Source organism: uncultured Photobacterium sp. (assembly GCF_947039875.1).
In the GTDB taxonomy this organism is placed as follows: domain Bacteria; phylum Pseudomonadota; class Gammaproteobacteria; order Enterobacterales; family Vibrionaceae; genus Photobacterium.
In genome coordinates, this window is the sequence record NZ_CAMRAN010000017.1 from 41,237 (window position 1) to 62,612 (window position 21,376).

At 41.4% G+C, this 21,376-nt stretch carries 22 protein-coding genes; 21 read left to right on the forward strand and 1 reads right to left on the reverse strand.

The features are described from left to right. Positions 1 to 38 precede the first annotated feature (38 nt). The 21 genes from iscR (at position 39) to Q0V26_RS08165 (ending at position 19,924) form a co-directional block, all read left to right on the forward strand. A complete protein-coding gene (gene iscR / locus Q0V26_RS08065) occupies positions 39 to 554 on the forward strand; it encodes a Fe-S cluster assembly transcriptional regulator IscR (RefSeq protein WP_297480386.1) in 516 nt (171 codons plus the stop codon). 31 nt (positions 555 to 585) lie between these two features. After that, on the forward strand, positions 586 to 1,800 hold the full coding sequence (locus Q0V26_RS08070) for an IscS subfamily cysteine desulfurase (protein ID WP_297480389.1): 1,215 nt from the start codon (positions 586 to 588) through the stop codon (positions 1,798 to 1,800). A 33-nt stretch (positions 1,801 to 1,833) separates the two neighbouring features. Then, positions 1,834 to 2,220, forward strand: a complete 387-nt coding sequence (iscU, locus tag Q0V26_RS08075) for a Fe-S cluster assembly scaffold IscU (RefSeq protein WP_045030777.1) — start codon at positions 1,834 to 1,836, stop codon at positions 2,218 to 2,220. A gap of 17 nt (positions 2,221 to 2,237) precedes the next feature. Continuing rightward, complete coding sequence (iscA, locus tag Q0V26_RS08080; protein ID WP_080158916.1) at positions 2,238 to 2,561, forward strand: iron-sulfur cluster assembly protein IscA; 324 nt, start codon at positions 2,238 to 2,240, stop codon at positions 2,559 to 2,561. Between the two features lie 88 nt (positions 2,562 to 2,649). Further along, positions 2,650 to 3,165: a co-chaperone HscB gene (gene hscB, locus Q0V26_RS08085; protein ID WP_297480403.1), complete on the forward strand. Its 516-nt coding sequence runs from the start codon at positions 2,650 to 2,652 to the stop codon at positions 3,163 to 3,165. 32 nt (positions 3,166 to 3,197) lie between these two features. Continuing rightward, positions 3,198 to 5,051 carry a Fe-S protein assembly chaperone HscA gene (gene hscA, locus Q0V26_RS08090; RefSeq protein WP_297480406.1) on the forward strand — a complete coding sequence of 618 codons (1,854 nt, stop codon included), beginning with the start codon at positions 3,198 to 3,200 and terminating at the stop codon, positions 5,049 to 5,051. Between the two features lie 2 nt (positions 5,052 to 5,053). After that, the gene (gene fdx / locus Q0V26_RS08095) at positions 5,054 to 5,392 is read left to right on the forward strand and encodes an ISC system 2Fe-2S type ferredoxin (protein ID WP_297480409.1); all 339 of its coding nucleotides are present in this window, start codon (positions 5,054 to 5,056) and stop codon (positions 5,390 to 5,392) included. A gap of 125 nt (positions 5,393 to 5,517) precedes the next feature. Next, positions 5,518 to 5,715 (forward strand): Fe-S cluster assembly protein IscX, encoded by a 198-nt coding sequence (gene iscX / locus Q0V26_RS08100; protein WP_297480412.1) that lies wholly within the window; start codon positions 5,518 to 5,520, stop codon positions 5,713 to 5,715. Between the two features lie 145 nt (positions 5,716 to 5,860). Continuing rightward, a complete protein-coding gene (pepB, locus tag Q0V26_RS08105; protein ID WP_297480415.1) occupies positions 5,861 to 7,144 on the forward strand; it encodes an aminopeptidase PepB in 1,284 nt (427 codons plus the stop codon). 130 nt (positions 7,145 to 7,274) lie between these two features. Further along, positions 7,275 to 8,552, forward strand: a complete 1,278-nt coding sequence (gene pepB / locus Q0V26_RS08110; protein WP_297480418.1) for an aminopeptidase PepB — start codon at positions 7,275 to 7,277, stop codon at positions 8,550 to 8,552. A 78-nt stretch (positions 8,553 to 8,630) separates the two neighbouring features. Then, on the forward strand, positions 8,631 to 9,062 hold the full coding sequence (gene ndk, locus Q0V26_RS08115; protein ID WP_080158910.1) for a nucleoside-diphosphate kinase: 432 nt from the start codon (positions 8,631 to 8,633) through the stop codon (positions 9,060 to 9,062). Positions 9,063 to 9,307: 245 nt separating this feature from the next. Beyond that, positions 9,308 to 10,429: a bifunctional tRNA (adenosine(37)-C2)-methyltransferase TrmG/ribosomal RNA large subunit methyltransferase RlmN gene (locus tag Q0V26_RS08120; protein ID WP_297480422.1), complete on the forward strand. Its 1,122-nt coding sequence runs from the start codon at positions 9,308 to 9,310 to the stop codon at positions 10,427 to 10,429. A 58-nt stretch (positions 10,430 to 10,487) separates the two neighbouring features. Beyond that, positions 10,488 to 11,246 (forward strand): type IV pilus biogenesis/stability protein PilW, encoded by a 759-nt coding sequence (gene pilW / locus Q0V26_RS08125; protein ID WP_297480424.1) that lies wholly within the window; start codon positions 10,488 to 10,490, stop codon positions 11,244 to 11,246. Beyond that, a complete protein-coding gene (rodZ, locus tag Q0V26_RS08130) occupies positions 11,236 to 12,192 on the forward strand; it encodes a cytoskeleton protein RodZ (RefSeq protein ID WP_297480426.1) in 957 nt (318 codons plus the stop codon). Before pilW ends, rodZ begins: the two co-directional genes overlap by 11 nt. Before the next feature lie 17 nt (positions 12,193 to 12,209). Continuing rightward, positions 12,210 to 13,322 carry a flavodoxin-dependent (E)-4-hydroxy-3-methylbut-2-enyl-diphosphate synthase gene (gene ispG / locus Q0V26_RS08135; RefSeq protein WP_297480430.1) on the forward strand — a complete coding sequence of 371 codons (1,113 nt, stop codon included), beginning with the start codon at positions 12,210 to 12,212 and terminating at the stop codon, positions 13,320 to 13,322. Between the two features lie 103 nt (positions 13,323 to 13,425). Next, positions 13,426 to 14,694: a histidine--tRNA ligase gene (gene hisS / locus Q0V26_RS08140; RefSeq protein WP_297480433.1), complete on the forward strand. Its 1,269-nt coding sequence runs from the start codon at positions 13,426 to 13,428 to the stop codon at positions 14,692 to 14,694. A 13-nt stretch (positions 14,695 to 14,707) separates the two neighbouring features. After that, complete coding sequence (locus Q0V26_RS08145) at positions 14,708 to 15,319, forward strand: YfgM family protein (protein ID WP_297480436.1); 612 nt, start codon at positions 14,708 to 14,710, stop codon at positions 15,317 to 15,319. Between the two features lie 10 nt (positions 15,320 to 15,329). Then, complete coding sequence (bamB, locus tag Q0V26_RS08150; protein ID WP_297480439.1) at positions 15,330 to 16,493, forward strand: outer membrane protein assembly factor BamB; 1,164 nt, start codon at positions 15,330 to 15,332, stop codon at positions 16,491 to 16,493. Positions 16,494 to 16,669: 176 nt separating this feature from the next. Further along, entirely contained in the window at positions 16,670 to 18,175 is a 1,506-nt protein-coding gene (gene der / locus Q0V26_RS08155; RefSeq protein WP_080158902.1) for a ribosome biogenesis GTPase Der, read from the forward strand. Between the two features lie 76 nt (positions 18,176 to 18,251). Then, positions 18,252 to 19,160: an alanyl-tRNA editing protein gene (locus Q0V26_RS08160; RefSeq protein ID WP_297480441.1), complete on the forward strand. Its 909-nt coding sequence runs from the start codon at positions 18,252 to 18,254 to the stop codon at positions 19,158 to 19,160. A gap of 533 nt (positions 19,161 to 19,693) precedes the next feature. Beyond that, positions 19,694 to 19,924, forward strand: coding sequence for a zinc ribbon domain-containing protein (locus tag Q0V26_RS08165; RefSeq protein ID WP_080158901.1), 231 nt, complete (start codon positions 19,694 to 19,696; stop codon positions 19,922 to 19,924). Between the two features lie 67 nt (positions 19,925 to 19,991). On the opposite strand, the gene xseA is transcribed toward Q0V26_RS08165, so the two are convergent. Next, the gene (gene xseA, locus Q0V26_RS08170; RefSeq protein WP_297480446.1) at positions 19,992 to 21,344 is read right to left on the reverse strand and encodes an exodeoxyribonuclease VII large subunit; all 1,353 of its coding nucleotides are present in this window, start codon (positions 21,342 to 21,344) and stop codon (positions 19,992 to 19,994) included. Between the last annotated feature and the right edge of the window lie 32 nt (positions 21,345 to 21,376).

The window sequence follows — 21,376 nt, forward strand, 5'->3', positions numbered from 1 at the left end:
GAGACTGATCCTATACATTAAACGTAGGTAGCCATGATATGAAACTGACCTCAAAAGGAAGATATGCGGTGACTGCAATGTTAGATGTCGCATTGCACTCACATAATGGACCAGTACCGTTGGCTGATATTTCAGAACGTCAAGGGATCTCACTGTCCTACCTAGAACAATTATTTTCGCGTCTTCGAAAAGCGGGCTTGGTAACAAGTGTTCGTGGGCCTGGCGGTGGTTATCGCTTGGGTGAAGATGCTAGTAATATCGCTGTTGGTATGGTTATCGCTGCGGTTGATGAATCAGTTGATGCCACTAAGTGCCAAGGGAAAGGCGGATGTCAAGGCGGAGTGCGTTGTTTAACCCACACTCTATGGCATGATTTAAGTGATCGTATCAGCGGATTTTTGAATAACATCACTCTTGGTGAGTTGATGAAGGATAATGATGTACAAGTTATTGCTGATCGTCAGGATGTGATCCTACGCAGTAATAACCAATCATCATTTGCAAATAAAAAATCACACGACAGTGCCCCTATCGGTGTCGATGTCCGCTCCTAGAGACCAGACGTTCGTGTTTTCGGAGAAGAAAATGAAACTGCCAATATATTTTGATTACTCTGCAACTTGCCCGGTAGATCCTCGTGTTGCTGATAAAATGGTTCAGTGTTTAACTATGGATGGTACGTTTGGTAATCCAGCGTCACGTTCACACCGTTATGGCTGGCAAGCGGAAGAAGCGGTTGATGCTGCTCGTGAGTATATTGCTGAGTTAGTTAATGCTGATCCACGTGAAATTGTATTTACATCAGGTGCTACAGAATCTGATAACCTTGCAATTAAAGGTGCTGCGCATTTCTATAACAAGAAAGGCAAGCACGTTATTACATGTAAAACTGAGCACAAAGCGGTTCTTGACCCATGTCGTCAATTAGAGCGTGAAGGTTATGAGGTAACATACCTTGAGCCAGAGTCAAATGGCCTTATTGATTTGGCAAAACTACGCGACGCAATGCGTGAAGATACTGTGCTGGTTTCTATTATGCATGTGAATAATGAAATTGGTGTTATTCAAGATATTGCAGCAATTGGCGAAATCTGTCGTGAAAACAAAACTATTTTCCATGTTGATGCAGCACAATCAGCAGGAAAACTGCCGATTGATGTGCAAACGACGAAAGTTGATCTGATTTCATTCTCAGCGCACAAAATTTACGGTCCTAAAGGTATTGGTGCACTATATGTGCGTCGTAAGCCTCGTATTCGTCTTGAAGCGCAAATGCACGGTGGCGGCCATGAACGTGGTTTCCGTTCTGGTACTTTACCAACTCACCAAATTGTGGGTATGGGTGAAGCCTTCCGTATCGCTAAACTTGAGATGGCACAAGATTACCAACACGCTGTTGAGATGCGTGAGCGTCTACTAAAAGGCCTTGAAGGCATCGAAGAGATGTCAATTAATGGTGATGTAGAACACCGTATTCCCAACAACCTTAATATTAGTTTTGCGTTTGTTGAAGGCGAGTCATTGCTAATGGCATTGAAAGATCTTGCTGTATCATCAGGTTCTGCATGTACTTCTGCAAGCTTAGAGCCATCATATGTATTACGTGCATTAGGCCTTAATGATGAATTAGCACATAGCTCAATCCGTTTCTCTTTTGGTCGTTTTACTACTGCTGAAGAAATTGATTATGCTGTTATTCAAATTAAACAAGCAGTAGATAAGCTACGTGCAATGTCACCTCTTTGGGATATGTTCAAAGATGGCATTGATTTAAATACAGTTGAGTGGGCACACCACTAATCTGCGGTTAGACATTATTCGAGGAAATTTATCATGGCATATAGTGAAAAAGTCATCGATCATTATGAAAATCCGCGTAACGTGGGTTCATTTGACAACGACGATAAAAGCATTGGTAGCGGTATGGTGGGTGCACCAGCCTGTGGTGATGTAATGAAACTTCAGATCAAAGTAACTGAAGATGGCATCATTGAAGATGCAAAGTTTAAAACTTATGGTTGTGGTTCAGCTATCGCATCAAGTTCACTGATCACTGAATGGGTGAAAGGTAAGACGTTAGACGAAGCTGCATCAATCAAGAACTCTGCAATTGCAGAAGAGCTTGAGCTACCACCGGTTAAGGTTCACTGTTCAATTCTTGCAGAAGATGCAATTAAAGCAGCAGTTAGCGATTATAAAAAGAAACACGAACAAAAATAATTTCTGAGGTTTGAAGTATGGCCATTACTATCACTGAAGCGGCAGCTAGTCGCGTATCGACTTTTTTAGCTAACCGAGGCAAAGGCATTGGTTTACGCCTCGGTGTTCGCACTTCAGGGTGTTCGGGTATGGCGTATATCCTTGAGTTCGTCGATGAACTTGACGAAGGGGATCAGGTCTTTGAAGAGCAAGGTGTAAAAATTATCGTTGATGCAAAAAGCATGGTTTATCTTGATGGTACTGAGCTTGATTTCGCCAAAGAAGGCCTAAATGAAGGTTTTCAATTTAACAACCCTAACGTGTCAAGCGAATGTGGTTGTGGTGAAAGCTTCAACGTGTAATTGCTCATAGTGTTTTATTAAACCTGGCTGCTGGCCGCCATTATGGTGAGTGAGTTGTCAGGTTTATTTTTTATATATGGCTGCGATTATGAATCATTTCGAATTATTTGGATTACCGTTTCAATTTGATGTTGACGGTGGTTTACTGGCAACACAATTCCGCGAATTACAACGTCGATTCCATCCTGACAACTTTGCTACTGCATCTGAACGTGATCGATTACTATCGGTACAAAAAGCGTCTCAGATTAACGATGCTTTTCAAACGCTAAAGAATCCTGTCTCCCGTGCTGAATATATGCTTGCTGAACGCGATGAAGATATTCGTGGTGAGCAAAAGACGTTGCAAGATATGGATTTCTTGATGCAGCAAATGGAGCTACGTGAAGCGTTGGAAGTTATTTCTGATTCAACTGATCCTGAAGCCGCTTTGTTTGATTTTGAACAACAGGCAACAGCTATGTATAAGGCACAGTTGGATAAATTGACGTGTTTATTAAGCCAAGAGAATTGGTTTGAAGCTGCAGATGCAGTACGTAAGTTAAAGTTTATTGTTAAGTTGCGTGATGAAGTCGAACGTCTTGAAGAATCATTATTCGACTAATCAGCACTTGCGTTATTTAGACAGGAACGATAATGGCATTTTTACAGATTTCTGAACCCGGTCAAAGTGCAGCACCGCATCAACAAAAATTAGCGGTTGGTATTGATTTAGGGACGACAAACTCATTAGTCGCAGCCGTTCGTAGCGGCGTTGCTGAGACATTAAAAGATGCTGAAGGGCGTTCAATTTTACCCTCTGTGGTGCATTATACTGAAAAGCATGTCATTACGGGTGATGCCGCGCGCGCTTACGCACAACGAGATCCAGTTAATACTATCCTATCGGTAAAACGTCTGATGGGACGCTCATTGGCTGATATCGAGCAGCGTTATCCACAATTGCCTTATCAATTTACGGCATCAGAAAACGGTTTACCGCAGCTAGTGACTCGTCAAGGAACGATGAACCCAGTTCAGGTATCCGCTGAAATTTTAAAATCATTAAGTCAGCGTGCAGTCGAAAGTTTAGGTGGCGATCTTGAAGGGGTGGTGATCACTGTTCCTGCTTATTTTGATGATGCGCAGCGTGCCGGCACCAAAGATGCCGCTAAGTTAGCTAATCTCAATGTTTTGCGCTTACTTAATGAACCAACAGCAGCAGCGATTGCGTATGGCCTCGATTCTGGTCAAGAAGGTGTGATTGCGGTGTATGATCTTGGTGGTGGCACATTTGATATTTCAATTTTACGCTTATCAAAAGGCGTTTTTGAAGTGCTCGCAACGGGTGGCGATTCAGCATTAGGCGGTGATGATTTTGATCAACTGCTTGCTGATTGGATTTTACTTCAAGCGCAATTAACCGAGACACTCACGCCGCAACAACGTCGTGAACTGCAAGATGCGGCTCAACAAGCAAAAGTAGCGTTAAGTGATACTAACAGCGTGACTATTAATGTCTTAGGTTGGCAGGGTGATATCACTCGTGAACAATTTGATGACTTAATTACGCCATTGGTAAAGAAAACCTTACTTGCCTGTCGTCGCGCATTAAAAGATGCTGATATCACCATTGACAATGTGATTGAAACCGTCATGGTTGGTGGCTCAACTCGAGTGCCATTAGTACGTGAACTCGTGGGTAACTTTTTTGGTAAAATACCATTAACCTCGATTGACCCTGATCAAGTGGTTGCTATTGGTGCAGCGATTCAAGCTGATATTCTGGTGGGTAATAAACCCGATGCAGATATGCTGCTATTAGACGTGATTCCATTGTCGTTAGGCATTGAAACCATGGGTGGCATGATCGAAAAAATTATTCCGCGTAATACCACATTGCCAGTTGCTCGCGCTCAAGAATTTACCACCTTTAAAGATGGCCAAACAGCAATGTCGGTTCATATCGTTCAAGGTGAGCGTGAGATGGTGAGCGATTGTCGTTCATTAGCTCGATTTACTTTACGCGGTATTCCACCAATGGCCGCTGGAGCTGCACATATTCGTGTGACTTATCAGGTTGATGCTGATGGCTTATTGTCGGTAACGGCAATGGAAAAAAGCAGCGGTGTGCAATCTTCTATTCAAGTGAAGCCATCTTACGGCTTATCGGATGATGAAATTGCTACCATGTTACGAGATTCAATGACATTTGCTCAAGATGACAAGGATGCACGTGCATTAGCGGAACAACAGGTAGAAGCCGATCGCGTCCTTGAAGGACTGATTGCCGCTCTGGCAACAGACGGCAACACGTTATTAAGTGCTCAAGAACGCGAAGAATTAGAAACTGTAATGATGGAACTGGTTCAATTACGTCAGAGTGGCGACGCTCGTACTATTGAAGCAGGAATTAAGAAAACTGATAAGGCCAGCCAAGAGTTTGCGTCACGTCGAATGGATCAATCTATTCGTCAAGCGCTCGCTGGTCAGTCTATTGATGAGGTTTAGGCATGCCTAAGATTATAATTTTACCCAATGAAGAACATTGCCCTGAAGGCGCAATTTTAGAAGCGCAATCAGGCGAAACTATCCTAGATGTTGCACTGCGTAATGGCATTGAAATTGAGCATGCGTGTGAAAAGTCTTGTGCATGTACCACGTGTCATGTTGTTGTTCGAGAAGGCTTTGACTCGCTAAATGAGAGCGATGAACTTGAAGATGATATGCTCGATAAAGCATGGGGACTTGAGCCAGAATCTCGATTGAGTTGTCAGGCACGGGTTGCTGATGATGACTTAGTGGTCGATATTCCTCGTTATACAGTGAATCTCGCTTCTGAAGCACATTAATAGAAACAGATAAATAGGTCGCCATTATAGCGGCCTATTTTTTTAGCTATTGATTAGGATTGTGGTTATTTATCAGAGTCATGTTACGTTAATTTGTTATTTTATTAAGAAAATGAGGATTTATTATGAGTCTACAATGGATTGATTCACGTGATATTGCTATTGAACTGATTGAGTTATACCCAGACGTTGATCCAACCCAAGTACGGTTTACTGATTTAAGGGATTGGATCGTGGCACTGGATGAATTTGATGATGATGTTGACCATTGTAATGAGAAAATTTTAGAAGCCGTACAGATGTGCTGGATTGACGAACAATAATTGGAACCACGAAAAGCCTGTTTTATTGTTGCCTCTAAAAGGGGATGGGCATAGTCTTATTGGTTATAAAAATAGTATAACAATGACGCAGTAATCAACTTTATTTAATTGCTTGGCTGTGTGGTATTTATCAAGGAGCTTATCAATGTCTACCATAATGTCTGTGAGTCTTTCTCATCAAGCGGCAGGGTCGCAATGGGGAACAAATGCATTAATTAGTTTTGGTGCAGAAGGCAGTGTGATTCATGTGTCGACCCATGATCTTTTGGGCGATATTCAACGTGCTGGCCGTCGGTTTGATGCGCAAGGCATTAAAGCGGTTAACTTAATCGGCATGGCATGGGGCTTAGACGCAATTTGGGCATTTCTGCAGGGGTATCGTAATCCAAAGACCGATAATTTGGTGACTTGGGAGCCATTAAATAAAGCGGATGAAGCCGAATTACAGGCACGAATTAAAACGATTAACTGGGTGTGCGATATTATCAATCAACCCGCTGATGTAGTTGCGCCATCACAATTAGCTGCGCGTGCTGGCGAGTTTATTAAGTCATTAGCGCCTGAACATGTGACTTACAAAATTGTGAAAGGTAACGACTTATTAGATGAAGGCTGGAATGGTATTCATGTTGTCGGTCGTGGTTCTGATCACCGTCCAGCGATGCTACGTTTAGATTATAATCCAACGGGTGATGCTGATGCACCCGTATTTGCTTGTGTCGTTGGTAAAGGCATTACCTTTGACTCCGGTGGCTATAGCATTAAGCCATCAGCAGGTATGGCATCAATGAAAGCCGATATGGGTGGTGCAGCATTAGCAACCGGTGGTCTAGCATTAGCAATGGCACGTGGGCTTAATAAGCGAATTAAATTAGTTTTATGTTGTGCTGAAAACATGATTTCAGGCCGTGCACTAAAATTAGGCGATATCATTAAATATAAAAATGGTAAAACCGTTGAAGTGTTAAATACTGATGCCGAAGGACGATTAGTACTGGCTGATGGTTTGATGTATGCTAATAGCCAACACCCTGAATTAATTATTGATTGCGCGACATTAACGGGCTCTGCAAAAATGGCATTAGGTAATGATTACCATGCGCTATTAAGTTTTGATCTGGCTTTATCTCGTCAAGCATTAGCGGCGGCAGAGCTAGAAGGTGAAGGTATGTGGCCATTACCTTTAGCGGAAATTCACCGTAAAATGTTGCCATCAAACTTTGCTGATCTAGCTAATATTTCTAGTGGTGATTTTATGCCAGGCGCTAGTACAGCTGCGGCATTTTTATCTTATTTTGTTGATGATTATCAGCAAGGCTGGATGCACATTGATGCTAGCGGTACTTACCGTAAGAGCGGTAATGATCAATGGGCAGCAGGTGCGACGGGTATGGGAGTAAAAACCTTGGCACGTATTCTCGCTCAATAATATAAATTATACAGTAGTAAGCCTTCTTAATGATTTTTTCTCGTTAAAATCGTCTAAGAGGGCTTTTTTTATATTTAAATTGCGCTAAATAAAAAATACAGACTATAAATAAAACAAGAGGTTATCAATAATGTTGACAGTAAATTTATCAAAAGAGCCCGCACGTGCTCCTTGGGGTATTAATGCCTTAATCAGTTACCAAACTGACAGTGTCACTGTGCATTATGGTGATGCATTTGGTTTGCGTCGTATTCAACAAGCGGGCCGACAAATTCAAACACAAGGGGTTGAAGCGGTAAGTTTGAGTGGTGACGGTTGGAATTATGAGTGTCAATGGGCTTTTTATTGTGGTTTTGCCGCTACCATGGATACGGTTGCCATTAAATGGGCATCGATTGATGAAGATGAGCTTGAATTGTTAAATGCACGTCGACATAGCCATGATTGGGCGCGGAAAATCATTAATACAGGCCCTGATACAATCTATCCGCAACAATTAGCTAAAGCTGCGGTGAGTTTTTTGACTGAAATTGGGGGTGAACATATTCATGCCCAAATGATTGTTGGTGATGAGCTTTTGGCTGATGGTTGGATTGGTATTCACAGTGTTGGTCGAGGTAGTCAGCACCCGCCAGTATTATTAACTGTTGATTATAACCCTACTACCGATCCTGATGCGCCTATCAGTGCTTGTTTAGTAGGAAAAGGGATCACCTTTGATTCAGGTGGTTACAGTTTAAAACCCAGTGCTGGCATGGTCAGTATGAAGTGCGATATGGGGGGCGCGGCAACAGTTACTGCTGCATTAGGGTATGCCATTGCACAAGGTTTAACGAAGCGGGTCAAACTTATTCTTTGTTGTGCTGAAAATATGGTGTCAGGCGATGCTTATAAACTTGGCGATGTGTTAACGTATAGCAATGGGGTATCGGTTGAAATTGTAAATACCGATGCTGAAGGGCGGTTGGTACTTGCTGATGGCTTATTAATGGCGTCTGCAACTAAAGCGCCGTTAATTATTGATGCTGCAACATTAACTGGTGCCGCTATGATGGCTGTTGGTAGTGATTACAATGCCATTTTTGGGTTTGATAAAACATTATTAAGCCGTGCTCAACAATTATCAGAGCTAGTGAATGAACCTGCATGGCCATTGCCTCTTGAAAAATGGCATCAAGGCTACTGTCCTTCTGCATTTGCAGATACCGCTAATAGCCGCGTTCAAAAAGGTGGCGGTATGGGTGGTGCATCAAATGCAGCTGGATTTTTATCACGCTTTGTTGATACGGATAATTGCAGTTGGATTCATTTTGATTTAGCTGCATGTTATCGTGATAGTGCCGATCCACGTTGGGCAGTCGGTGCGACGGGCTTAGGTATTGCAAATATTGCAGGATTGCTATTGTAAGTTAACAATAGTTATTCGTGGCGATGAAGTGCGACTAAGTAAATGGACGGCAACTAGACTCAAAAGGAAATTATAATAATGACAATAGAAAAAACGTTTTCAATCGTAAAGCCGGATGCTGTTAAACGAAATTTAATTGGCGCTATTTATCAACGTTTCGAAAATGCAGGCTTAAAAATTGTTGCTGCTAAAATGTTACAGCTAACTAAAACTCAAGCTCAAGGGTTTTATGCTGAACATGAAGGCAAACCTTTCTATGATGAATTAGTTGATTTTATGACTTCAGGCCCGGTGATGGTACAAGTGCTTGAAGGGGAAAATGCGATTGTTCGTTATCGAGAATTGATGGGTAAAACGAATCCACAAGAAGCTGCATGTGGCACTATTCGTGCTGATTTTGCACTTAGCTTACGTTATAACTCGGTTCATGGTTCAGATAGCCCACTATCAGCCGAACGTGAGATCAGCTACTTCTTTGCCGCTGATGAGCTATGTCCACGTAGCGAGTAATGATTCGTCGCTGAAAAAATAAGCGAAACCAAACACTAAAGGGAGGCTAAGGCTTCCCTTTATTATTTTAAACATCAAGATTGTTATCACCACTAAAATAACCATACATTGCATGGGTGGAAACTCGCGCCTAAAGGCTGTACAATTTCGCGCCTTAAACCCTGATAACTACGATGAGACTGCCATTTGCAGATCTCCGAGTTATAAAGGCGCAGCAATAGTCATTTTTAGTGAGGCACCAACCGATGACAACTGTCAAAATTAATCTGCTGGATTTCGATCGCAAAGGTCTGCGTAAATACTTTGCCGAAGAGCTAAATGAAAAGCCATTCCGAGCAGATCAGATAATGAAATGGATTTATCATTTCGGTTGTGATGACTTTGATAAAATGAACAATATTAACAAAAAACTGCGTGAAAAATTGCAGCGCGTTGCTGAAATTCGTGCTCCTGAAGTCTCTAACGCACAATACTCAAATGATGGCACTATCAAATGGGCGATGCGTGTTGGCGATCAAGACGTAGAGACGGTTTATATTCCAGATGAAGATCGCGCAACTTTATGTGTGTCTTCTCAAGTAGGCTGTGCGCTAGAGTGTAAATTTTGTTCAACTGGCCAACAAGGTTTTAACCGTAATTTACGTGTTTCTGAAATTATTGGTCAAGTATGGCGTGCAGCGAAAGAAATTGGTATTCAAAAAGAAACTGGTCGCCGTCCTATTACTAATATCGTAATGATGGGTATGGGTGAGCCACTGCTGAATATGAAAAACTTAATTCCAGCATTAGAAATTATGCTCGATGATTTAGGTTTTGGTTTATCTAAGCGTCGCGTTACGGTATCAACATCTGGTGTTGTTTCAGGTTTAGAGCAAATGATCGGTACTATCGATGTGGCTCTTGCTATTTCACTGCATGCGCCGACGGATGAATTACGTTCACAAATCATGCCGATTAACGATCGCTGGAATATTGAAATCTTCTTAGACACAGTTCGTCGTTATGTTGATTCAACCAATGCGAACCGTGGCCGTGTAACAATTGAATACGTGCTACTTGATCATGTTAATGATGATATGGAACATGCACGTCAGCTTGGCCGTCTATTAAAAGATACACCAGCTAAAATTAACTTAATTCCATTTAACCCATATCCAGGTTCTCCTTACAAAAAACCTAGTAATTCACGTATAGATCGCTTTATGAAAACTCTAATGGAGTATGATTACACCGTAACTGTACGTAAAACTCGTGGTGATGATATTGATGCTGCTTGTGGCCAATTAGTGGGTGATGTAATTGACCGCACTAAACGTACTCAAGCAAAGCAATCAATGGGGGAGTCTATTGCAGTTAAAACCCTTTAAATTAGCTTAGCTATTATAACCACTTCGCGGTTTAACACGGATGTTAAGGTGAGTAAAAATGATACAATGGATGAAGTATCCATTATTTTCTTGTTTGCTGTTGGCCGGATGTGCCACTGTGACAGTAGAAGATAGCGCAGAACGATTTAATGCCATTGATGCTGCTGAAGCTCGAATGACATTAGGGTTAAACTATTTAAAAGTAGGCCAATGGCAACGCGCTCGTGAAAATTTGGAGCAAGCTTTAAGCTATGCGCCTGATTATTATCGTGTTCAAAATGCTATGGCCTATTATTATCAAAAGGTTGATGAAAAAGAATCTGCAGAAAAAATGTATAAGCAAGCGTTAAGGGATTCGCCTCGAAACGGTGATGTACTTAATAATTATGGGGCCTTTTTGTGTAGCGAAGGGCGCTATGATGAAGCGATTGATACGTTTGTTAAAGCCATTAATCAACCTTATTATTATCTTATTTCAGCAAGTTATGAAAACGCAGGTTTATGTAGCCGCAAACAAGGCGATGACTTACAGGCGATAGATTATTTTGAAAAAGCACTTTCACATGATCCATATCGCCCAAAATCAATGTTGCAACTGGCGCAGTTAGAATTAGAGGCTAATAATTATAAAGACGCTCGCGTACGGTTGCTTAAATTTAATAAGCGATATGGATATACAGCAAATAGTTTGTTGTTGCTCATTCAATTAGAAAACCAAAATGGACGGTTAACTTTGGTCAATAAATACGCTAACCTATTAAAAGAACAATTTCCTAATTCTCAGCAATATCAGAATTATCTAGCCAATGAATATTGAAAATAACGACTCACCACAGCCAGACAATATTGTACGTCCGGGCGATATGCTTCGCCAAGCGCGTGAACAACAGGGTTACTCGCAACTAGATATAGCTAATCGATTACGGTTACGTTTGTCTGTGATTAACGATATTGAAAGTAACTGTTTCGACAGTGAACAAATATCAACATTTACTCGAGGGTATGTTAGATCGTATGCAAAGTATGTAGGGTTAGATGACGTTGCTGTTGTCGCTTTACTGGATGATTATGGTCACTCCAAACCTAAAGCCCAAGAAATGCAAAGTTTCTCACGCCGCACTAACCGTGAAGCGCATGACAATCGTATAATGGGGCTAACATGGATCCTTGCGGTTATTTTTGTTGGTGTAACTGCTGTGTGGTGGTGGCAAAATAGCCATTTAGATCGAGATACAACGCCAGTCGTTGATGCTGCTAAGGTAACCCCAGCAACAGAAACAACCTCTACGGCTGCGGTAGTTACGTCTCCAGCAATTGAGACTCCCACAGCAGTGGTAACTGATGGTACACCATCAACGGCTTCTGCTGCAGTTACTACGTCTGTTAATCCTGTTGATGTGCCAACGCCAGCAGTGATAACTGATGCGACTACAACGATAGCTGACCCTGTAGCAGCAACAACAGTCGCTGAAATGAAAGAGCCAGTAGTAGCAACGCCAGCGGCAATAACCGAGGTTGAAGCTGCCCCAGCATTACAATTGGCCTTTACTGCTGATTGCTGGGTTGATATTCGTGATGCCAATGGTAAACGTCTCGAAAGTGGTATTAAGACTGCAGGTCAAACAGTTGATATTAATGGTAAGGCACCATTTCGCGTTCGACTTGGTGCGCCGAGTGCCGTTAAAATAGAACTTAAAGGGCAACCTTTCGATCTTAGTCGTTATCCGGCAGGTCGACCTATAACGTTAACATTGCCGCAGTAATTAGAGAATGATAAGACATGCATAACGAATCACCCATTATACGTCGCCAATCAAGCCGAATTTATGTCGGTAATGTGCCTATTGGTGATGGCGCTCCAATTGCCGTTCAATCAATGACTAACACGCTTACTACTGATGTTGATGCAACGGTAGCTCAAATTCGTGCATTGGAAAAAGTAGGAGCTGATATTGTACGTGTTTCTGTACCGACAATGGATGCTGCTGAGGCGTTTAAACTGATCAAACAGCAAGTTAATGTACCATTAGTTGCTGATATTCATTTTGATTACCGCATCGCATTAAAAGTTGCTGAATATGGCGTGGATTGTTTACGTATTAACCCAGGCAATATTGGTCGTGAAGATCGTATTCGTGCTGTGGTTGAATGTGCGCGTGATAAAAACATTCCGATTCGAATCGGGGTTAACGGCGGTTCGTTAGAAAAAGAAATTCAACAAAAATACGGTGAGCCAACACCCGCAGCATTGGTTGAATCAGCGCTGCGCCATGTTGAAATTTTAGACCGCCTGAATTTTGATCAATTCAAAGTCAGTGTTAAAGCTTCGGATGTGTTTTTAGCGGTTGAGTCTTACCGTCAGTTAGCAAAACAAATTGTACAGCCGCTGCATTTAGGTATCACAGAGGCGGGCGGTGCGCGCGCTGGATCCGTGAAATCTGCGGTTGGTTTAGGAATGTTGCTTGCAGAAGGCATTGGCGATACCTTACGTATCTCATTAGCAGCAGATCCTGTTGAAGAGATCAAAGTGGGTTTTGATATTTTAAAATCATTACGCATTCGTTCGCGCGGCATTAATTTTATCGCGTGTCCAACGTGTTCTCGTCAAGAATTTGATGTCATTGCGACTGTTAATGCATTAGAGCAGCGTTTAGAAGACATTATCACACCGATGGATGTTTCTATTATTGGTTGTGTAGTGAATGGCCCTGGTGAAGCAGAGGCTTCTCACTTAGGTATTGCTGGCGGTAATCGTAAGAGTGCTTTCTATGAAGATGGTATTCGTCAAAAAGAGCGTTTTGATAATGATAACGTTATTGATCTGCTTGAGGCGAAAATCCGCGCAAAAGCCTCAATGTTAAACCTAAACAATCGCATTGATATTACGCAATAGGATAAAATAGTAAAAACCATACTGTTATTGTGACAGTGTGGTTCACTATTTCTGCAATAAATTATATATTCGATCTAAATCCCCATCGAAACTGAGAATAATCGTGGCGAAACAAATTCAAGCAATTCGAGGCATGAACGATTGCCTTCCAACACAAACTCCACTTTGGCAAAAAGTCGAAGGCACAGTTAAACAAGTGATCAGTGCATATGGTTACAATGAAATACGTATGCCAATTGTTGAGTCGACACATTTGTTTAAACGTGCGATCGGTGAAGTTACTGATGTTGTTGAAAAAGAAATGTACACTTTTGAGGATCGTAATGGCGATAGTTTAACATTACGTCCAGAAGGTACAGCTAGCTGTGTGCGTGCGGGTGTTGAAAATGGTCTGCTATACAATCAAGAACAGCGCCTATGGTACATGGGTCCAATGTTCCGCCATGAGCGTCCACAAAAAGGCCGTTACCGTCAATTCCATCAAGTTGGTGTAGAAGTATTTGGTATTGATGGTCCTGATGTTGATGCTGAACTTATCATGATGACAGCACGTTTATGGCGTGAGCTTGGTATTAATGACCATGTTCGTCTAGAGTTAAACTCTATTGGTTCACTGCAAGCACGTGCAAATTACCGTGTTGCACTGATTGCGTTCCTTGAACAGCATATGGACGTGTTAGACGAAGATGCTAAGCGCCGCATGTACACCAACCCATTGCGTGTTTTAGATACTAAGAACCCTGCGATTCAAGAAATTCTTGTTGATGCGCCAATGCTTTCTGCGTACCTAGATCCAGAATCACAACAACATTTTACTGGATTATGTGAACTATTAGACGCTGCGGGCATCAAATATCAAGTAAATGAACGCCTTGTGCGTGGTTTAGATTATTATAACCGTACTGTATTTGAGTGGATCACTGATAGCTTAGGTGCACAAGGTACAGTATGTGGTGGTGGTCGTTATGACGGTCTAGTTGAACAACTAGGTGGTAAAGCAACCTCATCAGTTGGTTTTGCTATGGGACTTGAACGCTTAGTATTATTAATGGAAGCATTAGAGCAAGACGATGTTCGTCGTTCGGTTGATGTGTACATGGTAACAGCTGGAGAAGGAACTTTAGCAGCAGGTATGATGCTTGCAGAAAAATTACGTGATCAATTACCTCAGTTACGCGTTATGTCTAACTTTGGTGGTGGTAATTTTAAAAAGCAATTTAAACGCGCTGATAACGTAGGTGCAGCAATTGCATTGGTTCTTGGTGAAAATGAAATGGTAGAAAACACCGTCGTAGTTAAAGATTTACATGGCGGTGAACAAATTACTATGGCACAGGATGAGGTTGCAGCGAAGCTGGCAGCACTGATTTAAGAGAGGACAGGAAGTGAACGACTACGCCACAGAAGAACAACAGGTTGAAGCGATAAAATCGTGGTGGCAAGAGAACGGCAAAGCCGTTGTTCTAGGCGCCGTGATTGGTTTAGGTGGTCTATTAGGTTGGCGTTACTACCAGTCTGAAGTCCATGCTGCGAAACATTTAGCATCTGACTCCTATACTCAAGTAGTTACAGCTCTCGACAATAATAGTAAAACTGCAGTTACTGAAGCGCAAACGTTCATCAAAGCTAACAAAGACAGTCAATATGCAGTTCTTGCTGCGTTACAATTAGCAAAAGTTCAAGTTGAAAATAATCATCTTGACGGTGCGATTGAACAACTTAATTGGGTGATCAGTAACACTAAAGATAACGCTATTTTACCGTTAGCAGTAACACGTCTAGCACGTATTTACGCAGAACAGCAGAAATTCACTGAAGCGTTAGCTGAACTGAAAAAAGTAACGATTCCAAGCTGGAATGAAAATATTGCAGAATTACGCGGTGATATCTTACTGCAAAAAGGCGATATTCAAGCAGCTCGTGATGCATATATAGAAGCTCAGCAAGATGGTTCATCACCAGCATTGCAAATGAAGCTTAATGACTTAGCTCAATAAGGCGAACATAATGCATAAGGTGTTAAAACGCGCTTTAGCCGTAACAATTGCTGTGAGCGTATTATCTGGTTGTGCGAGCGAAGTTGATTCTATTCATATGGCACCATTGCCTAAAGTAGACAATACTTTTACGCCCAAAACAGATTGGAGTCGTAGTGTTGGTGACGGTGTTTCTGGTTACTATTCAAAGCTAACGCCTGCTGTTGGTCTGAATAAAGTCTTTGTTGCTGATCGTACTGGTTTAGTTGAAGCTTTAGATTCTAGTAACGGTAAAGTGTTATGGAAAAATGATTTAGAGAAAAAGACCAGCGTTAAAATTTCTGGAGGCTTAGTTTTAGCTGAAGGAAAAATCTTTATCGGTACTGAAAATGCTGACGTAATAGCATTAGATGCTGCAACTGGTAAAGAAGTTTGGCGTGCTAAAGTGGCTGGTGAAGTATTATCACAACCTTTAGTTGATAGCGGTATTGTTGTTGTGAATACTAGTAATGGTGTGCTTGAAGCACTTAATGCTGATACAGGTAAGAGCAAATGGCAAATCAGCAATGAGATACCAACGTTAACATTACGTGGTACAAGCTCTCCCGTTGCGATTTCTGGTGGTGTTTTTTGGGGGCTATCAAATGGCCGTTTAGAAGGCGCGATCTTAAATGATGGTCGTGTGCTATGGCAGCAAACCATTTCAACACCTAAAGGTTCCACTGAAATTGATCGTTTAGTGGATGTTGATGCCGCTCCTGTAATTTCTGGCGATCGTTTATATGCTATCGGCTATAATGGTTCATTAGTATCGATTGATCTTCGCAGTGGTCAAATTGCGTGGAAACGTAATTATTCATCAGCAACTAATTTTGTTGTGGATGGTAACGAGTTGTTCTTAGTAACAGCTAAAGATCACATCGTCGCGGTTGATGGACGTAGTGGTACTGAGCTATGGCAAAATAAAGATCTTCAATACCGTCAACTAAGTGCACCTGCAGTTATTGATGGCTATTTAGTGGTAGGTGATGCTGAAGGTTATCTACATTGGTTAGATACTCAATCTGGTGAATTTGTTTCACAAGAATCAATTGACGGTAGTGGTATTGCGGTTCCACCCGTTGCACTTGATGACAATAGCTTTATTGTTGTTACCCGTGATGGTGAAATCAACAAAATGCAAATATCGAAATAAGTCGGTATACTGTCGCTAGATTAATTTGTCGGCTCCAGCTGTCTTATGCAGTTGGAGCCGTTGTTGTTATATCCGTTGTGTATATTATTGTCGGATGAAGATAAGTAAATATGCTTATTTGAGGCAAGAATGAGCGGTAAAATGTCAATTAAGACTATGAAAAGTAAGAGGTAGTTATGATTCCTGTTGTTGCCCTTGTCGGGCGCCCAAACGTGGGTAAATCGACGTTGTTCAATCGTCTTACCCGCACGAGGGATGCACTAGTTGCAGACTTTCCTGGTTTAACTAGGGATCGTAAATACGGTAGAGCTGAGCTAGAAGAGCACGAATTTATTGTTATTGATACCGGCGGTATTGATGGCACAGAGGAAGGTGTTGAAACCAAAATGGCTGAACAGTCATTAGCGGCAATCGAAGAAGCAGACGTTGTACTGTTCCTTGTTGATGGTCGTGCGGGATTAACTTCTGCTGATGAAGCAATTGCAAAACACCTTCGCAGCCGTGAAAAGCCAACATTTTTAGTGGTTAACAAAGTTGACGGTATTGATCCTGATACTGCTTGTGCTGAGTTTTGGCGCTTAGGCGTTGATGCGATGTTCCAAATTGCAGCAACTCAAAACCGCGGTGTAACGGCGTTGATGGAGCGTGCATTAGCACCATTCTCTGATAAGTTAAATGCAGAGTTAGCGGCTGAAAATGGTGAAGATGGCGAACTAACGCTTGAAGACTTAACTTCAGTTGAAGACATCGAGAAAGCAAACCTTTCTGAAGAAGATGCTGAAGCTGCCTACAAACGTCTACAAGAACAACCAATTAAGATGGCTATCATTGGTCGTCCTAATGTGGGTAAATCAACGTTAACTAACCGTATTCTTGGTGAAGAACGTGTTGTTGTTTACGATATGCCGGGAACAACACGTGACTCTATTTACATTCCAATGGAACGTGATGGCCAAGAATACGTATTGATTGATACCGCAGGTGTTCGTCGTCGTAAGAATATGAGCATGGCGGTTGAGAAGTTTTCTGTTATTCAAACATTGAAAGCTATCGAAGATGCTAACGTTGTATTGTTAGTCATTGATGCGCGTGAAAATATCTCAGATCAGGATTTAAGCCTACTTGGTTTTGTTCTGAACTCAGGTCGTTCATTAGTGATTGCAGTTAATAAGTGGGATGGTTTAGATAACGACGTTAAAGAGCGTGTTAAATCTGAACTTGATCGTCGTCTTGGTTTTGTTGACTTTGCACGCATTCACTTTATTTCTGCACTACACGGTACTGGTGTTGGTCACTTATATGAATCAGTTATTGAAGCATATAAGTCAGCAACTAAGCGTATTAGTACATCACTGCTAACCCGTATTATGCAAATGGCGCAAGATGATCACCAGCCACCAATGATTCGTGGCCGTCGTGTGAAACTAAAATATGCCCATGCTGGTGGTTACAACCCACCGATTATTGTTATTCACGGTAACCAAGTAAATGACCTTCCTGGTTCTTACAAACGTTACTTGATGAACTACTACCGTAAGTCATTAGAAATGATGGGTACACCTATTCGAATTCAATTCCAGAATAGTGAAAACCCATTTGAAACAACAAAGCAGAAGTTGACTGTTTCTCAAGAACGTCAACGTAAGCGCTTAACGAGTGCTTTACACGATCGCAGAAAGTAATATTAGCGGTTAAGTGTGTTGTCTCTAAATGTGAAAGCCCAACCATAGTGTTGGGCTTTTTTATAAGGAAAATATCATGGCAGCTGTTACACCAATGATTGCGACACCAATAATGATCAATCCAACCACCGTTTTTTTTACACAAAATAGATGGCAAATAACTACGACAGTTGTTTGTTCTATTGTTACTGAAAATGGCGGTACATGGATTGTTACTGAACAAACACCCTTTCATCCAGTGAGTCATATTTGGCCTGATCATCCAGCAGATCGTGGTGACTTAGTGTTTCAAACCGAGCAATACCCGGTGATAGACTGTGTAGTGGGAGCGATAGAAATAGCGACTCAGCAACTGTATATTGCCGCCGATATTCCCGTTAAGCGTGATACTGATGGCTGGGTATTTGTTGTGGTGCACCATATAGCATTAGCAATAACTCTGTGTGTTGGTGAAGAGGTAACACTGGTGGTTGATAAAGCGTATCAACAGAGTTTGAGTCGTGGTCACAGTGGTGGTCATTTATCATCATTAGCGTTAAATAAGGTATTACATACTGATTTTTGGCGGAAAGATTCGAGTCGATGTGATGAACTTGGGCATTATGATTTTCATAGTTATGCGCAAGAAAAAAGTATTGTCAGTGAAAATTGCAGCACCGATTATTATCGCTTAGGTAAGACCTTGCGTAAAAGAGGCCTAAATAGTTCAGAGATGGTGGCGAACTTAGCTGAAATAACATTGCGTATGAATCAGCAGCTTGCACAATGGCTGCTATTAGCGACGCCGATAGTAATGCGTCGCGAAGGTGATGCTTTAACCGATTCGCGCTATTGGCAATGTGATCTTGGTGATGAGGGGATAATTGAAATTCCCTGTGGCGGAACACAGGCAACTTCCTTAGCAGAATATCACGCGCTAACGGTAAAGTTTGAGATTATCTCTGAGCAAGAAATTGTCATGATAACGACCGCCACCGTCGCGTAAATAAGATGGCATTATTATTTATAAATCGTCTGCGGACGATTTTTTTATATCTGTAATTGTCTATTTTTTTATAATGTTAGTGGGATTTTTTATACTGGTGACTATTATTGAATAAGAATAAATCGGCATTATCGAAATGTATAGCATGACAAATATGGTCAATATTTATTCTTTTTCAAGTATGATCTTAATTTATTAAATATTGGATCTGTGAGGTTTAAAGCAGAAGGGTTAGTGTTTTATCCTGTTTAAAATCCATATGCAGAATATGTAACTTATGCTTTCGGGATGTGTATTGATAAATATTCTTTTAGTAGCTGATCGCTGATCAGATTTAATAAACACAATGATCACCCATAAGGGTGATGATCATCTCGGGGATCATGACGGTATATTCACCATTGATAAATCGAATTAAAGGGTAAAATATAGTTAGGGGTGTGCCTAAGATTTAAAGAATGGTGTTTAAATTTAGTAGCATCTTAGTCAATAATTTTGCATGCTAGAATAAATTCATTTAGGAGTAAAAGAGAGTGATTAAAAATACTTGTCCACAATGTGAGAGTGAATTAAGTTGGAAAGATCAGGGATATTTTTGTGATTATTGCCAACAAAAAGTGACTAAAACTGCATTTTGTCCTGATTGTTCTGAACAATTAGAAAAATTACAAGCGTGTGGCTCTGCGAGTTATTTTTGTAATTATTGTAATGAGTTAAAATCAAAATCACGAGTAAAGGTCGTATTTAATAAAGCGGAAGATTAATCTTTTAACGCTATCATGCCGCAATAAAAGAGTGCTATTGCGGCATTGAAGAGTGATGGGGCGAGAATTAATGACTATTAACGGTGGTATGGATTTTACCGTCTGTAACCGTCGTAATCAGTTGATCTCCAGCTTTAACCTGATCACAGCGACGAATAAGCTCCCCTTTATCATCACGTGTAATTGAATAACCACGGCTAAGCGTTGCCAGTGGACTGACCGTATCTAATTTTTCTGCTGCTAAGACTAATTTATGATTAGCATTTAATAATTGTCGATCCATCGCATCCAATAAACGTCGCTTAGTGTTAACGAGTGTTGTGGTGTGATGTTGCAGTTGTTGCTGCGGTGAATAAAGTGATAATTTATATTGGTTCTGAGTAATACGTTGTTGCTGTATTTGTATTTTTTTCAGCATTATCTGCTGAAGTCTACGACTGATCTCATCCAAATGCTGTTGTTGTTGGTTTAAACGTAGTTGTGGATGTTGGCGATCTAAACGATGTTTTAATTGATTTACATGCTGCTTTTTATCTGCAACATAAAACTGAATCGCATGGCGTAGTTGTTGTTGTTTCTGAGCAATTTTATCGGTTTGTGCAGAGCTATCACGACTGATTAATTCTGCCGCAGCTGAGGGGGTAGGTGCACGCATATCTGCGACAAAATCAGCAATAGTGACATCGACTTCATGACCAACGGCACTGACGATCGGAATCTGACTTGCGGCAATGGTTCGTGCAACAATTTCTTCATTAAATGCCCATAAATCTTCTAATGACCCCCCCCCACGGCCAACAATTAAAATATCACATTCTTGGCGTGAATTTGCTCGCCCAATCGCTTGAGCTATTGATATGGCTGCGCCATCACCTTGCACCATAGTTGGATAAATAACCACAGCTAAGCTTGGATCTCGACGTTTTAATACGTGCAGAATATCGTGAAGAGCCGCACCTGTTTTAGAGGTAATAACACCGACACGTTGTGGTTGTTGTGGCAATGGTTTTTTTAATGATTGAGCAAATAAACCTTCAGCAGCAAGGCTCATTTTGAGTTGTTCAAATTGCTGTTGTAAACGGCCATCACCTTCAGGTTGCATACTTTCAATAATTAACTGATAGTCACCACGAGGCTCATAAATGGATAGGCGCGCTTTAACTAATACTTGATTACCATTGCCAGGCTTAAAGGTGACATGGCGATTATTACCTTTGAACATCGCACATTTAACTTGGGCACGAGAATCTTTAAGGGTGAAATACCAATGGCCAGAAACCGGCATTGAAAAATTCGACAATTCACCGACGAGCCATACTATCCCCATTTCATTTTCAAGGATTAGACGGACTTGCGCATTGAGACTAGAAACGGTGTAGATACGATCGTTGGATTGGCTTTGAGAAGCGAATAGAGTCACGAAGGAAGCACCTGCTAACGAATGAATGGCGG

Excerpts from the sequence above, each read along its gene's own strand:
- der (WP_080158902.1), top strand. The coding sequence starts at position 16,670 with ATGATTCCTGTTGTTGCCCTTGTCGGGCGCCCAAACGTGGGTAAATCG.
- hscB (WP_297480403.1), top strand. The coding sequence starts at position 2,650 with ATGAATCATTTCGAATTATTTGGATTACCGTTTCAATTTGATGTTGAC.
- ndk (WP_080158910.1), top strand. The coding sequence starts at position 8,631 with ATGACAATAGAAAAAACGTTTTCAATCGTAAAGCCGGATGCTGTTAAA.
- pilW (WP_297480424.1), top strand. The coding sequence starts at position 10,488 with ATGATACAATGGATGAAGTATCCATTATTTTCTTGTTTGCTGTTGGCC.
- pepB (WP_297480418.1), top strand. The coding sequence starts at position 7,275 with ATGTTGACAGTAAATTTATCAAAAGAGCCCGCACGTGCTCCTTGGGGT.
- rodZ (WP_297480426.1), top strand. The coding sequence starts at position 11,236 with ATGAATATTGAAAATAACGACTCACCACAGCCAGACAATATTGTACGT.
- fdx (WP_297480409.1), top strand. The coding sequence starts at position 5,054 with ATGCCTAAGATTATAATTTTACCCAATGAAGAACATTGCCCTGAAGGC.
- Q0V26_RS08160 (WP_297480441.1), top strand. The coding sequence starts at position 18,252 with ATGGCAGCTGTTACACCAATGATTGCGACACCAATAATGATCAATCCA.
- iscX (WP_297480412.1), top strand. The coding sequence starts at position 5,518 with ATGAGTCTACAATGGATTGATTCACGTGATATTGCTATTGAACTGATT.
- ispG (WP_297480430.1), top strand. The coding sequence starts at position 12,210 with ATGCATAACGAATCACCCATTATACGTCGCCAATCAAGCCGAATTTAT.
- iscR (WP_297480386.1), top strand. The coding sequence starts at position 39 with ATGAAACTGACCTCAAAAGGAAGATATGCGGTGACTGCAATGTTAGAT.
- bamB (WP_297480439.1), top strand. The coding sequence starts at position 15,330 with ATGCATAAGGTGTTAAAACGCGCTTTAGCCGTAACAATTGCTGTGAGC.
- Q0V26_RS08120 (WP_297480422.1), top strand. The coding sequence starts at position 9,308 with ATGACAACTGTCAAAATTAATCTGCTGGATTTCGATCGCAAAGGTCTG.
- hscA (WP_297480406.1), top strand. The coding sequence starts at position 3,198 with ATGGCATTTTTACAGATTTCTGAACCCGGTCAAAGTGCAGCACCGCAT.
- iscU (WP_045030777.1), top strand. The coding sequence starts at position 1,834 with ATGGCATATAGTGAAAAAGTCATCGATCATTATGAAAATCCGCGTAAC.
- pepB (WP_297480415.1), top strand. The coding sequence starts at position 5,861 with ATGTCTACCATAATGTCTGTGAGTCTTTCTCATCAAGCGGCAGGGTCG.
- Q0V26_RS08070 (WP_297480389.1), top strand. The coding sequence starts at position 586 with ATGAAACTGCCAATATATTTTGATTACTCTGCAACTTGCCCGGTAGAT.
- iscA (WP_080158916.1), top strand. The coding sequence starts at position 2,238 with ATGGCCATTACTATCACTGAAGCGGCAGCTAGTCGCGTATCGACTTTT.